This window comes from Streptomyces sp. NPDC059224, assembly GCF_042754285.1.
Taxonomy (GTDB): domain Bacteria; phylum Actinomycetota; class Actinomycetes; order Streptomycetales; family Streptomycetaceae; genus Streptomyces.
The window spans coordinates 153,814-168,240 of the sequence record NZ_JBHZAN010000013.1 but is presented as its reverse complement, the minus strand read 5'-3'; the positions used below and the strand labels follow the sequence as shown (position 1 = coordinate 168,240).

Annotated in this window: 12 protein-coding genes; 5 read left to right on the top strand and 7 right to left on the bottom strand. The window is 71.5% G+C overall.

What is annotated here, in order from left to right:
• Positions 1 to 14: 14 nt before the first annotated feature.
• Both cydB and cydD read left to right on the top strand, forming a co-directional pair.
• Entirely contained in the window at positions 15 to 1,022 is a 1,008-nt protein-coding gene (gene cydB, locus ACFXI4_RS16325) for a cytochrome d ubiquinol oxidase subunit II (protein WP_384990998.1), read from the top strand.
• Positions 1,023 to 1,091: 69 nt separating this feature from the next.
• Positions 1,092 to 4,646 carry a thiol reductant ABC exporter subunit CydD gene (gene cydD / locus ACFXI4_RS16320; protein WP_384990995.1) on the top strand — a complete coding sequence of 1,185 codons (3,555 nt, stop codon included), beginning with the start codon at positions 1,092 to 1,094 and terminating at the stop codon, positions 4,644 to 4,646.
• Between the two features lie 71 nt (positions 4,647 to 4,717).
• On the opposite strand, the gene ACFXI4_RS16315 is transcribed toward cydD, so the two are convergent.
• The 7 genes from ACFXI4_RS16315 to ACFXI4_RS16285 form a co-directional block, all read right to left on the bottom strand.
• A complete protein-coding gene (locus ACFXI4_RS16315; RefSeq protein ID WP_384990992.1) occupies positions 4,718 to 5,605 on the bottom strand; it encodes an HAD-IIB family hydrolase in 888 nt (295 codons plus the stop codon).
• A gap of 58 nt (positions 5,606 to 5,663) precedes the next feature.
• Positions 5,664 to 6,566 (bottom strand): LLM class flavin-dependent oxidoreductase, encoded by a 903-nt coding sequence (locus tag ACFXI4_RS16310; RefSeq protein WP_384990989.1) that lies wholly within the window; start codon positions 6,564 to 6,566, stop codon positions 5,664 to 5,666.
• Positions 6,567 to 6,608: 42 nt separating this feature from the next.
• Entirely contained in the window at positions 6,609 to 7,073 is a 465-nt protein-coding gene (locus ACFXI4_RS16305) for a hypothetical protein (RefSeq protein ID WP_384990987.1), read from the bottom strand.
• A gap of 18 nt (positions 7,074 to 7,091) precedes the next feature.
• Positions 7,092 to 7,661 (bottom strand): RNA 2'-phosphotransferase, encoded by a 570-nt coding sequence (locus ACFXI4_RS16300; RefSeq protein WP_384991113.1) that lies wholly within the window; start codon positions 7,659 to 7,661, stop codon positions 7,092 to 7,094.
• Between the two features lie 176 nt (positions 7,662 to 7,837).
• Complete coding sequence (locus ACFXI4_RS16295; RefSeq protein ID WP_384990985.1) at positions 7,838 to 8,788, bottom strand: MerR family transcriptional regulator; 951 nt, start codon at positions 8,786 to 8,788, stop codon at positions 7,838 to 7,840.
• On the bottom strand, positions 8,785 to 10,542 hold the full coding sequence (locus ACFXI4_RS16290; RefSeq protein WP_384990983.1) for an SDR family oxidoreductase: 1,758 nt from the start codon (positions 10,540 to 10,542) through the stop codon (positions 8,785 to 8,787). Before ACFXI4_RS16290 ends, ACFXI4_RS16295 begins: the two co-directional genes overlap by 4 nt.
• Positions 10,539 to 11,426, bottom strand: a complete 888-nt coding sequence (locus ACFXI4_RS16285) for a M24 family metallopeptidase (RefSeq protein WP_384990980.1) — start codon at positions 11,424 to 11,426, stop codon at positions 10,539 to 10,541. Before ACFXI4_RS16285 ends, ACFXI4_RS16290 begins: the two co-directional genes overlap by 4 nt.
• Positions 11,427 to 11,652: 226 nt before the next feature.
• Between ACFXI4_RS16285 and ACFXI4_RS16280 the strand changes: the two genes are divergently transcribed.
• Genes ACFXI4_RS16280 through ACFXI4_RS16270 form a run of 3 tightly spaced genes read left to right on the top strand, consistent with a single transcriptional unit; the run spans position 11,653 to position 14,424 of the window.
• Positions 11,653 to 12,618 carry an ABC transporter ATP-binding protein gene (locus tag ACFXI4_RS16280; RefSeq protein ID WP_384991111.1) on the top strand — a complete coding sequence of 322 codons (966 nt, stop codon included), beginning with the start codon at positions 11,653 to 11,655 and terminating at the stop codon, positions 12,616 to 12,618.
• Positions 12,608 to 13,516 (top strand): ABC transporter permease, encoded by a 909-nt coding sequence (locus ACFXI4_RS16275; protein ID WP_362718829.1) that lies wholly within the window; start codon positions 12,608 to 12,610, stop codon positions 13,514 to 13,516. The genes ACFXI4_RS16280 and ACFXI4_RS16275 overlap by 11 nt, the downstream gene beginning before the upstream one ends.
• Positions 13,513 to 14,424 carry an ABC transporter ATP-binding protein gene (locus tag ACFXI4_RS16270; protein ID WP_362718832.1) on the top strand — a complete coding sequence of 304 codons (912 nt, stop codon included), beginning with the start codon at positions 13,513 to 13,515 and terminating at the stop codon, positions 14,422 to 14,424. The genes ACFXI4_RS16275 and ACFXI4_RS16270 overlap by 4 nt, the downstream gene beginning before the upstream one ends.
• Positions 14,425 to 14,427: the final 3 nt, after the last annotated feature.

Sequence of the window (14,427 nt, the reverse complement as noted above, 5' to 3'; positions counted from 1 at the left end):
AGGGAGACGCAGTCATGGAACTTCACGACGTCTGGTTCGTCCTGATCGCCGTCCTGTGGACCGGCTACTTCTTCCTGGAGGGCTTCGACTTCGGAGTCGGCATCCTCACCAAGCTGCTCGCCCGTGACCGGACGGAGAAGCGGGTGCTGATCAACACGATCGGCCCGGTCTGGGACGGCAACGAGGTGTGGCTGCTCACCGCGGGCGGCGCGACCTTCGCCGCCTTCCCCGAGTGGTACGCCACGCTGTTCTCCGGCTTCTATCTGCCCCTGCTGGTCATCCTGGTCTGTCTGATCGTCCGGGGTGTCGCCTTCGAGTACCGGGCGAAGCGGCCCGAGGAGAACTGGCAGCGCACCTGGGAGACCGCGATCTTCTGGACCTCGCTGATCCCGGCGTTCCTGTGGGGCGTGGCCTTCGGGAACATCGTGCGGGGAGTGAAGATCGACCAGCACTTCGAGTACGTCGGTACCGTCTGGGATCTGCTCAACCCGCATGCCCTGCTGGGCGGGCTCGTCACGCTGACCCTGTTCACCTTCCACGGGACGGTGTTCACCGCACTCAAGACCGTCGGTGACATCCGGGTACGGGCGCGGACGCTGGCGACCAGGGTCGGGCTGCTCGCCGCCGCGCTGGCGGTGGCCTTCCTGCTGTGGACCCAGGCTGACAGCGGGGACGGCAAGAGCCTGGTGGCTCTGGTCGTGGCGGTCGTCGCGCTGGTCGCCGCCCTGGGGGCCAACCTTCGGGGCCGGGAGGGATGGGCGTTCGCCCTGTCCGGCGTCACCATCGTGGCCGCCGTGGCGATGCTCTTCCTGGCGCTGTTCCCGAACGTCATGCCCTCGTCGCTCAACGCCGACTGGAACCTCACGGTCACCAACGCCTCGTCGAGTCCCTACACCCTGAAGATCATGACGTGGCTGGCGGCGATCGCGACACCGCTCGTCATGCTCTACCAGGGGTGGACGTACTGGGTGTTCCGCAAGCGGATCGGCACGCAGCACATCGCAGCCGAAGCCGCGCACTGAGTCCGCAAGAGACCAAGGAGTGGGTGTTTCACGTGAAACACCCACTCCGGGCCGAAGGGCATGTTTCACGTGAAACCAATCGATCCGCGCCTGTTGCGCTACGCCCGGGCCACTCGTCTCTTCCTGATCGCGGTCGTCGGTCTCGGCGCGGTCGGTGCCGGGCTGGTCATCGCCCAGGCGATGCTCATCGCCGAAGTGGTGGTCGGGGCCTTCCAGTACGGCCACTCCGTATCCGAACTCCGCACCCCCCTGTTGCTGTTGGTGGCCGTCGCCATCGGCAGGGCGCTGATCTCCTGGCTCACCGAGCTTGCCGCGCACCGGGCGAGCGCGGCGGTCAAGTCCGAACTGCGGGGACGGCTCCTGGACCGGGCGGTGGCGCTGGGCCCCGGCTGGCTGAGCGGTCAGCGGACCGGGTCGCTGGTCACCCTCGCCACGAGGGGCGTCGACGCCCTTGACGACTACTTCTCGCGTTACCTCCCCCAGTTGGGGCTCGCGGTGGTCGTTCCGGTCGCGGTACTGGCCCGGATCGTCACCGAGGACTGGGTCTCCGCGGCCATCATCGTGGGTACGCTGCCGCTCATCCCGCTGTTCATGGTCTTGATCGGCTGGGCCACCCAGTCCCGTACGGACCGGCAGTGGCAACTGCTGTCCCGGCTGTCCGGTCACTTCCTGGACGTGGTCGCCGGGCTGCCCACGCTGAAGGTGTTCGGGCGGGCCAAGGCGCAGGCCGACTCCATCCGCCGGATCACCGGGGAGTACCGGCAGGCGACAATGCGGACCCTCCGGATCGCCTTTCTCTCGTCCTTCGCGCTGGAACTGCTCGCCACGCTGTCGGTGGCGCTGGTCGCGGTGACCATCGGTATGCGGCTGGTGCACGGCGACATGGACCTGTACATCGGGCTGGTCATCCTGGTGCTGGCACCGGAGGCCTACCTCCCGCTGCGGCAGGTGGGTGCCCAGTTCCACGCGGCGGCGGAAGGGCTCGCGGCGGCGGAGGAGATATTCGCGGTGCTGGAGACGCCGGTTCCGGTGTCCGGCGCGGGCGAGGTGCCTGCCGAGGCCGCCCTGGTCTTCGAAGGAGTGACGGTCCGCTACCCGGGGCGTTCGACGGACGCGCTGAGCGACATGTCGTTCACCGTGGCACCCGGAGAGACCGTCGCACTGGTCGGCCCGAGCGGAGTGGGCAAGTCGACGCTGCTGAACGTGCTGCTGGGGTTCGTGCGGCCGGCAGCGGGCCGGGTGCGGATCGGGGGAGCCGAACTCGGCGCGCTGGACCTGGAGGCATGGCGGTCACGGATCGCATGGGTTCCGCAGCGGCCGCATCTGTACGCCGGGACGATCGCCGAGAACGTACGGCTCGCCCGCCCCGACGCGGACGACGAAGCGGTACGGCGGGCCTTGCGGGACGCGGGCGCGCTGGAGTTCGTGGATGCCTTGCCGGACGGCACGGGCACCGTGCTCGGCGAGGACGGTGCCGGGCTGTCCGCCGGGCAGCGGCAGCGACTGGCGCTGGCGCGGGCGTTCCTGGCGGACCGGCCCGTGCTGTTGCTGGATGAGCCGACGGCCGCCTTGGACGGGGCGACCGAGGCGGAGGTCGTGGCCGCGGTACGACGGCTGGCCGCCGGGCGGACGGTGTTGCTGGTGGTGCACCGGCCGGCGCTGCTCTCGGCGGCGGACCGGGTGGTGAGGCTCTCCGGCGGCGAGGCCACCGGGGGACCCCGCCCCGTGGATCTGCGGCGCCTTGAGCCGGCCGACGGCAGGGCGGGCGGACGGACGGCTCTGCTGGAGAGCGACCCCGCGGAGCAGGCTGCTCCCTCCGTGCAAGGCCGCCGCGTCCGCGGGGCCTTGCACGGAGAGGGCGTTCTGCGGCGGGTGCGCGCGGACTCGGGTGCGCGGCAGGGACGGTTGGCGCTCGCTCTGCTGCTGGGGGCGCTCGCGCTCGGCAGCGCCGTGGGGCTGATGGCGACCTCCGGGTGGTTGATCTCGCGGGCCTCGCAGCAGCCGCCGGTGCTCTATCTGATGGTCGCGGTGACGGCTACCCGTGCCTTCGGGATCGGGCGGGCCGTGTTCCGGTACGGCGAGCGGCTCGTGTCGCACGACGCCGTGCTGCGGATGCTGGCCGACACCCGGGTCGCCGTGTACCGGCGCCTTGAGCGGCTCGCACCTGCCGGGCTCCGGACGACCAGGCGCGGGGACCTGCTCAGCCGGCTGGTCGCCGACGTGGACACGCTGCAGGACTACTGGCTGCGGTGGCTGTTGCCCGCCGGGGCCGCGGTGGCCGTGTCCGCCGGGGCCGTGGGGTTCACCGCCTGGCTGCTGCCCGAGGCAGGGGCCGCTCTGGCCGTGGGGCTGCTGGCGGCCGGCGCCGGTGTCCCGCTGGTGACCTCCGCCGTGGCCCGTCGCGCCGAACAGCGGCTGGCGCCCGCCCGCGGCCTGCTCGCGACCCGGGTGACCGGCCTGCTCAGCGGCACCGCCGAACTGACCGTCGCCGGGGCGCTGCCCGCCCGCACCGACGAGGTCAGACAAGCCGACGGCACGCTCACCCGGATCGCCTCGCGGGCGGCGACGGCCACCGCGCTCGGCGACGGACTGACCGCGCTGCTGACGGGCCTGACCGTCGCCGCCACGGCGCTGGTGGGTGCCCAGGGGGTCGCCGACGGCCGGCTGAGCGGGGTGGCGATGGCGGTGGTCGTGCTCACTCCGCTGGCCGCCTTCGAGGCCGTACTGGGGCTCCCGCTCGCCGTGCGGCAGCGGCAGCGGGTGCGCAGGAGCGCGGAGCGCATCTACGAGGTACTGGACGCGCCCGAGCCCGTGCGCGAGCCCGGGCGTCCACGCCAGGCGCCCGCGACGCCCTTCCCCGTCGTCCTCAAGGGCCTGTCCGCCCGCCATGACGGCCAGCGCAGGGACGCGCTCACCGGGCTCGACCTCACCCTTGACGAGGGGCGCCGGATCGCCGTGGTCGGTCCCTCCGGCTCCGGCAAGACGACCCTCGCCCAGGTCCTGCTGCGCTTCCTCGACCCGGACGCGGGTTCCTACACGTTCGGCGGCGTGGACGCGCACGCCGTGGACAGCGACGACGTACGCCGGCTCGTCGGGCTGTGTGCCCAGGACGCGCACCTCTTCGACAGTTCCGTACGCGAGAACCTGCTGCTCGCCCGCAAGGACGCCACCGAGGAGGAGCTGCGGGACGCGCTGGCCCGGGCCCGGCTGCTGGACTGGGCGGACGGGCTGCCCGACGGCCTCGATGCCCTTGTCGGCGAGCACGGGGCCCGGCTGTCCGGCGGGCAGCGGCAGCGGCTGGCGCTCGCCCGGGCACTGCTCGCGGACTTCCCGGTGCTTGTCCTCGACGAGCCCGCCGAGCATCTCGACCTGCCCACGGCGGACGCGCTCACCGCGGATCTCCTGGCCGCCACCGAGGGCCGTACGAGCGTACTCATCACCCATCGGCTGGCCGGTCTGGAGGCCGTGGACGAGGTGATCGTGCTCGACGAGGGCCGGGTGGTGCAGCGCGGACCGTACGCCGAACTGACCGCGGTGGCCGGGCCGTTGCGGGCCATGGCGGAGCGGGAAGCGGCGACGCGATCGCCGGTGGAGGCAGCCGAGGGCCTGGTGGGAGCGGCGTAGGGCCGAGCGGGAGTGCCGCACGGCGGGGGTACCCCCGCCGTACGGCACTCCGTGTCCGTCGGCTCCGTGGGTCAGCCGCGTGCGGCCAGCAGCTGTTCGATCACGACCGCGACGCCGTCCTCGTTGTTGGCGACCGTGCGGCCGGAGGCGGCGGCGATCACGTCGGGGTGGGCGTTGCCCATCGCGTACGACCGTCCGGCCCAGGTCAGCATCTCGACGTCGTTGGGCATGTCGCCGAAGGCCACGACCTCCCCGTGCGAGATGCCGCGCTCGGCGCACTCCAGGGCCAGCGTGCTGGCCTTGGAGACCCCCGGACCGCTGATCTCCAGCAGGGCACTGGGGCTGGACCGGGTGACGTTGGCACGGTCGCCGACGGCCAGGCGGGCGAGGGTCAGGAAGGCGTCGGGGTCGAGGTCGGGGTGGTAGGCGAGGATCTTGAGCACGGGCTCGCCGGCGCCCGGACCGTCGGCCGCGAGGATCTCCTCGGCGGGCAGCAGCTGGTCCGGTGTCTCCAGGTGCAGCTTGGGATAGGCGGGTTCCTGGTGGAAGCCGTACGTCTGCTCGACCGCGTACACCGTGCCGCGCGCGGCGTCGCGCAGCAGGCGCACCGCGTCCAGCGCGTTCTCCCTGGCCAGTTCGCGTACCTTCACGAAGCGGTGGGCGCCGGGGCCGCCGTGCAGGTCGACCACGGCCGCGCCGTTCCCGCAGATCGCCAGGCCATGGCCGTGGACGTGTTCGCTGACGACGTCCATCCAGCGGGCCGGGCGGCCGGTGACGAAGAAGACCTCGACACCCGCCTCCTCGGCTGCGGCCAGCGCGGCGACGGTCCTCGGGGAGACCGACTTGTCGTCGCGCAGCAGGGTGCCGTCGAGATCGGTGGCGATCAGCCGGGGCGGGGTGGCGAAGTCGGGGGTCTCGGGCTGTCGGGTCGCTGAGGTCACCGGGTCATTCTCGCGCATATGCCCGCACGCCAGTGCGGTGCTGCGCGCAGATGAGACACAGACGACTCCCGGGGTGTCAGGCCAGCTGGGCCGGGGCCTCCATGGCGATCTGCTCGAAGACCTTCTCGTCGGCCGCGAAGTCCGAGTCCGCGATGGGCCAGTGGATCACCAGTTCGGTGAAGCCCAGCTCCTGGTGGCGGCCGGCGAAGTCCACGAAGGCGTCCAGGGACGCCAGCGGACGGGCCCGGTCCGGGGTGAAGCCGGTGAGCAGGACCTTCTCCAGCGTCGACGCGTCCCGCCCGATCGCGGCGCAGGCGTCGCCGAGTTTCGCCGTCTGACCGCGCAGTGCCTCGACGGACTGCTCGGGTGTGCCGCTCTCGTACAGCTTCGGGTCACCGGTGGTCACCCAGGCCTGTCCGTGCCACGCGGCGAGCTTCAGCCCGCGCGGGCCGGTGGCGGCGACCGCGAAGGGCAGCCGGGGCCGCTGCACGCAGCCCGGGATGTCGCGCGCCTCGTGGGCCGAGTAGAACTCGCCCTCGTGCGTCACGGAGTCCTCGGTGAGCAGCCGGTCGAGCAGCGGGACGAACTCGGCGAACCGGTCGGCGCGCTCCCGCGCGGTCCACGGCTCCTGGCCCAGCGCGGTGGCGTCGAAGCCGGTGCCGCCGGCGCCGATGCCGAGCGTCACCCGGCCGCCGGAGATGTCGTCGAGGGAGATCAGCTCCTTGGCCAGCGTCACCGGGTGCCGGAAGTTGGGCGAGGTGACGAGCGTGCCCAGACGGAGCCGGTCGGTGACGGACGCTGCCGCGGTGAGCGTCGGAATCGCGCCGAACCACGGGCCGTCCCGGAAGCTGCGCCAGGACAGGTGGTCGTAGGTGTAGGCGGTGTGGAAGCCCAGTTCCTCGGCCCGTGTCCAGGCGGTACGGCCGCCCTCGTTCCAGCGGCGGTACGGCAGGATCACGGTGCTCAGACGCAGACTCATGCGTTCGAGACTAAGGGGCGCCACCGACGGCGGACGAAACGGTCACCGTGTGCGGCCGCTCAGCCACGGCGTGAGGGAGGCGACGGTGAGGTACTCCTTGTACGTGCGGTCCCCGGGCAGCGGTACGACCAGCCAGGCCGCCGGCGGGAAGCGGCGGGAGCGGACATGGGCCAGCCCGCCGAGGACGGAGCGCAGGAACGCGGGCACGTCGTCGCGCGGGACGTCGTGGAACGCGATGCCCTCCACCGTGATCAGCGCGTCGTCGTCGGGGTAGAGCCGCACGCTCACCCGGGGCAGCCCGCCGAACTCTGCGTACGCCTCGTGCGGCAGTGAACCGTCCGGATCCGCGGTGACGCCGAAGCCCGCCGCGCTGCGCCGGGAGGTCTGGTCCGCGCCGATGTCGTGGGTCACCTCGATCTCCCGGCCGCTCTCCGCGGCGATCGCGCGAAGGGCGGTCACGGCCGCCTCGGTCGTGGGGAGGTGGTCCTTGCGGTCGCCCTGGTCCATACCAGTCATCATGCAGGGTCAGTGCGGGTCGGGAAAACGCAGGTACTGCGGCGGTACGGCCCTCGTCAGCCACACGCCGTTCGCGCTGATGTGGAAGACATGGCCGGCCCGGTGCATCGCGCCCGCGTCCACGGAGAGCACGACCGGGCGCCCGCGCCGCGCGCCGACCCGGGTCGCGGTTTCGCGGTCGGCCGACAGGTGTACGTCGTGCCTGCTCATCGGGCGCAGGCCCGCGGTCCGGATCGCGTCCAGATATCGGGCCACGGTCCCGTGGTAGAGGTACGGCGGCGGGACCGCCGGGGGCAGCCCGAGTTCGACGTCGACGCTGTGGCCCTGGCTGGCGCGGATCCGGGCGCCTTCGATCGCGAAACGCTGCTTGTCGTTGGCGGCGACGACGTGGTCGAGTTCCTCACGGGTGACCGGGAAGCCGTGCGCCGCTGCCGCCGCGAGCAGCGTGTCGATCTCCACCCAGCCCGCCTCGTCGAGCGTGAGGCCGATGCGCTCAGGCTGGTGGCGCAGGTGCTTCGACAGGTACTTCGACACCTTCACGGTGCGCCGCTCGTCCCACGTCCTGTCGTTCTGTCCGATGTTCGGCTTGTCGTTCTTTCCGTCATTCGGTCTGTGGGTCTTCTTGTCATTCACGCCTCCAGGGTGCCGGGGGAGACGCGGATCACGCAGATATTTTTCGCCCCAGGTTTGATCCACAAGCAAGTCAGGTTATCCACAGGGGGAGTTGGCCACGCTGTGGACAACCGCCGGGCGATTCACGGCGTTTCGTCAAGATCGTCGGGGGGATGGTGATCTGCGGTCAGAGCGTCCAAGTGGCGTGCCCGTGACTCCCGTTCGGCGGCAAGCGTGATGAACTCGGCCACCCGCTCCGGACCAACGAGCCTTTGTACGGCCCGGATCGTGTCGGCGGGAAGGGACACCGACCGGGTCTGTTCCAGGTTCTCCGGGTGCTCCCCCGCGCCGAGCCGCCGGCGCACCTCGCGGGTCGCGAACAGGCGCATGGCCCGCGCCAGTTCGGCGTCCACGGTCTGCTGGGCGAGCGGGCGCAGACGCCGCACCAGCGAGGCCGCCTCGGCCGCCTTCGCGTCGGTGCGGTGGCGCGGGTCGTCGAGGTAGCGGGCGAAGACGTGCTCGGTGGTGAACTCCATGAAACGGGCGGCTATGTGCTCGACCTGGACCCTCAACTCCCGCAGGTGGTCGGAGACAGCGGTGAGCGGGACCCCGGCCGCGTACAACTCGGCCGCCACGGCCAGCTCCTGGGGGCTCGGCACGAGGAAGGAGTCGGGTTCGCCCGCCACCGGTTCCAGGACGCCGAGTGCCACCGCCTCTGCCACGGCCGTGTCGTCGGGGCTGCCGCCGAAGCGGGCGTCAAGGTCGGCCCGGGAGAGACGGACCGGTTGCTCGTCGGTCCAGGGGCCCTCGGCCTCGGTGACGAGACCCAGCACACCGGCCAGGCCGCGGCCGGTGTCCCAGGCGTCGAGGAGTTCCTTGATGGACGCGAGGGTGTAGCCGCGGGCGAGCAGGTCGGCGATCTGGTGGAGGCGGGTGAGGTGGACGTCTGAGTACACGTTGGCCCGGCCCCGGCGCTCGGGGCGGGGGAGCAGACCCTTGTCCTGGTAGGCGCGGACCGTACGGACGGTGGTCCCGGACCGATGGGCCAAGTCCTCGATGCGGTACGCCGTTTCGGCCGGCGGACCGGCCGTCACAGCCTGGGCTCCATCCGCGCGATCCTCCGCAGCACCCCCGGCGCCACCCGCGACAGCAACCGCGCTCCCCGTGCCTCCGGGGTCACCGGGACCACCGCCCTGTTGTGCTCCACGGCCTCCAGGATCGCCGAAGCGACCTTCTCCGGCGGGTAGTTGCGCATCCCGTAAAGGCGGGCCGAGCGCTGCCGCCTGCGCCGTTGTTCCTCCTCGTCGACCCCGGTGAAACGGGCGGTCGACGTGATGTTCGTGTTGACGATGCCGGGGCAGATCGCGGTCACGCCGATGCGGCCGGCGAGTTCGGCGCGCAGGCACTCGGACAGCATCAGGACCGCCGCTTTGGAGGTGCTGTAGGCCGGCAACGCCCGCGACGGCAGGTAGGCGGCCGCCGAGGCGACGTTCACGATGTGGCCGCCCTGGCCGCGGTCCGCCATCCGCGCGCCGAACAGGCGGCAGCCGTGGATCACTCCCCAGAGGTTGACGTCCAGGGCCTTGCGCCAGTCCTCCGTGGTCGTCGTGAGGAACGAGCCGGAGAGGCCGATGCCCGCGTTGTTGACCAGTACGTCCAGGACCCCGTACGAACGGTGGACGCGCTCGGCGAGCTTCTCCATGGCCTGTTCGTCGGAGACGTCGGCCGTCTCTGCCCACGCGCCGGCCGCGCCGATCAGCCGGGACAGCTCGGCGGTGCGGGCGGCGGCCTCCGCGTCCCGGTCCACGGCCACCACCCGGGCGCCTGCCTTTGCGAACGCGAACGCCGTGGCCCGGCCGATGCCGCTGCCCGCGCCGGTGACCAGGACCAGCTGGCCGCCGAACCGCTGGGAGTGGCGGTCGGCACGCTTCGGTTCGGTGTCCCGGCCGTCCTCGACGGAGATGACGAACTCCTCGATCCAGGCCGCCACCTGGTCCGGCCGGGTGCGCGGGATCCAGTGCTTGTCGGGCAGGGTGCGGCGGGTCAGCCGGGGTGCCCAGCGCTCCAGGTCGTCGTACAGCCGCTCGGAGAGGAACGCGTCGCCCAGGGGCGTGATGAGCTGCACGGGCGCGTGCGCGTAGGCGTCCTGGCGAGGGCGGCGCAGCCGGGGCCGTACGTTGTCGCGGTACAGCCAGGCTCCGTGTGCCGCGTCGGAGCGGAGGGAGCCGGTGGGGTAGTCCCCGGCGGGGAGATTCTCGGCCCGCCGCAGGATTCCCGGCCAGGCCCTGCCGAGCGGGCCGCGCCAGGCCAGTTCGGGGACGACGGGGGTGTGCAGCAGGTACACGTACCAGGACTTGGCGCCCTGGCCGAGGAGCTGTCCCACCCGGCGGGGGGTCGGGCGCTTGAGGCGCGCGTTGATCCAGTGTCCGAAGTGGTCGAGGGATGGCCCGGACATCGACGTGAAGGAGGCGATGCGGCCCTCGGTGCGTCCCACGGTGGCGAACTCCCAGGACTGCACGGAGCCCCAGTCGTGGCCGACCAGGTGCACCGGGCGGTCCGGGCTGACGGTGTCGATCACCGCCAGGAAGTCGTCGGTCAGCTTGGCCAGCGTGAAGCCGCCGCGCAGTGGCCGCGGTGCGGTCGAGCGGCCGTGTCCCCGGACGTCGTACAGCACCACGTGGAAGCGCTCGGCCAGGCGGGGTGCGACCTCGGACCAGACCTCCTTGCTGTCCGGGTAGCCGTGCACGAGGACGACCGTCGGTTGCGTGGGGTCGCCCAGTTCCGCCACGCACAGGCCGATGCCGCCGGTGTGCACCATGCGCTCGCGTGCGCCCTTCAGTGCCGTCACTTGTCCTCCGCCCAGCGCCGCACTCCCCCACGCTCGAACGACCTCGCGCGGGGGGACCCCCATGGCAGATCGTCGTCCAGCCAGAAGGCGCTCCGCTCGGGGTCCGGGGAGTCGGTGACCACGAGGATCTCCTCGAACTTGGCGCCGGTGCCCCGGAAGCCGAGGTGTGGTTCGACCGCCCACAGGCCCGGCTGCGGTGGGTGGTCGGAGAAGCGGTACGGCGACCACGGCGGTGACCAGCCCTCGCGGTGGCCGTGCAGGGCGTCGGCGGCGAGGCCCTTCAGGGACTGGGTGCCGAACCCGAAGAGACGGGGCGACCAGCGGCGCTGCTTCACGCGGTCCACCTTGTGGGCGATCACGCCGAACGGGTACGCGCGGTGCCGGTTGGCGTAGCCCTGGCGGACCATGAGGCGGTCCACGTCCGCGTAGATCTCGCGCAGCGGGCGCCGCTCGCGGACCTCGCGCAGGATCAGGTCCCGGTGTGCCTCCAGGTCGGCCATCAGGCGGTCCTGGACGGGGTTGGGGCCGAGCGACCCGGAGCAGCCGATGTCGGCCGTGCAGCCCTCGTGCACCGGGGCCAGGTCCAGGATGAACGGCATCCCGGGCTCCAGCCGGCGGTCGGTCGGGAAGAACTGCAGCGGTACGCGGAAGCCGGTGAACGCGGTGGCATCCCCGAACCAGGCGAAGGGGAGGTGGAACCAGTCCCGGACACCACGGGCGCGCAGCCACTCGCGCAGCATCCGCGCCGCCTCGCGCTCGGTGACGCCGGGTTCGAGCCGGGCCGCGACCGCCTCCGCGCATTCGTAGGCGAGTCGCTGCACCCGCCGGAAACCCTGGAGCTCCGTGGCACGTTCGGAGAGTACGTCCTGCACTGTCGTCGTCATCCGCCCCGTCCCCGTCGACTGCGGTACGTGTCCGTAACTTGACACTGGTGAATGTGACAGTTGTTAGAGACGACGTCAATAGGGGGTGCACGGCCTGTGGACACGTGCGCGTAGCCCTCAGGCAGGGGATCCCCTAGGGTCCCGTACTACTCCAGAGGGACGTGAAGACGGCTCTCGGGTCTGACGACCGCCCGTGGTCGAGGTCACTACCTTCGTTGGCGTGACTGTGATCGCGACCGAAAGCCTGAGCAAGCGGTTCCCCCGGGTGACCGCGCTCGACCGGCTGTCCGTGGACATCGGACCCGGTGTGACCGGACTCGTCGGAGCCAACGGCGCCGGCAAGTCCACCCTGATCAAGATCCTGCTGGGTCTGTCCCCCGCCAGCGAGGGCCGAGCCGAGGTGCTCGGCCTGGACGTGGCGACCAAGGGTGCCGCCATCCGCGAGCGGGTGGGCTACATGCCGGAGCACGACTGCCTGCCGCCCGACGTCTCGGCCACCGAGTTCGTCGTGCACATGGCCCGCATGTCCGGCCTGCCGCCCGCCGCCGCGCGCGAGCGCACCGCCGACACCCTGCGCCATGTCGGGCTCTACGAGGAGCGGTACCGCCCCATCGGCGGCTACTCGACCGGCATGAAGCAGCGCGTGAAGCTCGCCCAGGCGCTGGTGCACGACCCGCAGCTGGTCTTCCTGGACGAGCCGACCAACGGTCTCGACCCGGTGGGCCGCGACGAGATGCTCGGCCTGATCCGCCGTATCCACACCGACTTCGGTATCTCGGTCCTGGTCACCTCGCACCTGCTCGGCGAACTGGAACGCACCTGCGACCACGTGGTCGTCGTCGACGGCGGCAAGCTGCTGCGCTCCAGTTCCACCACCGACTTCACGCAGAGCACGACCACCCTCGCGATCGAGGTCACCGACAGCGACGAGCACCCCGACGGCACCCGCGCGGTGCGCGACGCGCTGCACGCGCGCGGGGTGGAGACGAACGCCGAGGGCGGCGGCCTCCCCGGCGCCGGCCACATCCTGCTGCTCACCGCCCTGGGCGAGGAGACGTACGACCTGGTCCGCGACGTCGTCGCCGACCTCGGCCTCGGCCTGGTGCGCATGGAACAGCGCCGGCACCACATCTCCGAGGTCTTCACCAGCAGCGACGAGCAGCCGAAGGAGGCGGCCGTCCATGGCGGTTGAGCAGCCTCTGGCCACCCCCGCGGGTGACCAGTCCCGAATCCACGACATCGGCTACCGCGGCTACGACGGCCCGCGCCTGGGCCGTGCCTACGCCCGCCTGTCCCTCTACTCGCAGACCCTGCGCGGCTCCTACGGCCTCGGCCGCTCGGTGAAGTCCAAGGTGCTGCCGATGCTGCTGTTCGCGGTGATGTGCGTGCCGGCGGCCATCATGGTCGCCGTCGCCGTCGCCACCAAGGCGCACGACCTGCCGGTGTCCTACACACGGTACGCGATCATCATGCAGGCCGTCATCAGCCTGTACGTCGCCTCGCAGGCACCGCAGGCGGTCTCCCGGGACCTGCGTTTCAAGACCATCCCGCTGTACTTCTCGCGGCCCATCGAGACCGCCGACTACGTCCAGGCCAAGTTCGCGGCCCTGGCCTCGGCGCTGTTCGTCCTCACCGGCGCCCCGCTGGTCGTGCTGTACGCGGGTGCCCTGCTCTCCAAGATGGACTTCGCCCACCAGAGCAAGGGGTTCGGCCAGGGACTGCTCTCGGTGGCCCTGCTGTCCCTCCTGTTCGCAGGAATCGGCCTGGTCATCGCGTCGGTCACGCCGCGCCGCGGCTTCGGCATCGCCGCCGTGATCGCCGTTCTGACCATCTCCTACGGCGCGGTCTCCACCCTCCAGGCGATCGCCGACTCCCAGGGCAGCACCGGCGCCATCCCGTGGATCGGCCTGTTCTCGCCGGTCACCCTGGTCGGCGGGCTGAGCACCGCCCTGCTCGGCGGCACCAACACCTTCCCGGGCGGCGACGGGCCCTCCCACGCCCAGGGCGTGGTGTACCTGCTCGTCATCGTCGGCCTCATCGCCGCCTGCTACGGCCTGCTGCTGCGCCGCTACAAGAAGGTGGGACTGTGACCACGCTCTCCATCGACCATGTCTCCCGCTGGTTCGGCAACGTGGTCGCCGTCAACGACATCACCATGACCATCGGCCCCGGCGTCACCGGTCTGCTCGGCCCCAACGGCGCCGGAAAGTCCACCCTCATCAACATGATGGGCGGTTTCCTCGCCCCCTCCACCGGTACGGTCACCCTCGACGGACAGCCGGTCTGGCGCAACGAGGCGATCTACCGGCACATCGGCATCGTCCCCGAGCGCGAGGCGATGTACGACTTCCTCACCGGCCGCGAGTTCGTCGTCGCCAACGCCGAGTTGCACGGCCTCGGTGCCAAGGCCGCCCAGCAGGCGCTGGCCACGGTCGAGATGGAGTACGCGCAGGACCGCAAGATCTCGACGTACTCCAAGGGCATGCGCCAGCGCGTGAAGATGGCGTCCGCCCTCGTCCACGACCCCTCGCTGCTGCTGCTCGACGAGCCCTTCAACGGCATGGACCCGCGCCAGCGCATGCAGTTGATGGACCTGCTGCGGAGGATGGGCGACGAAGGCCGCACCGTGCTGTTCTCCTCGCACATCCTCGAAGAGGTCGAACAGCTCGCCTGGCACATCGAGGTGGTGGTCGCCGGCCGGCACGCGGCCAGCGGCGACTTCCGCAAGATCCGCCGGCTGATGACCGACCGCCCGCACCGCTACCTGGTCCGCTCCAGCGACGACCGCGCCCTCGCGGCCGCGCTGATCGCCGACCCGTCGACCTCGGGCATCGAAGTCGACCTCACCGAGGGCGCGTTGCGTATCCAGGCCGTCGACTTCGGCCGCTTCACCGCCCTGCTGCCGAAGGTCGCCCGTGACCAGGGCATCCGGCTGCTCACGGTCTCGCCGTCCGACGAGTCCCTCGAATCCGTGTTCTCGTATCTGGTCGCGGCGTAGGAG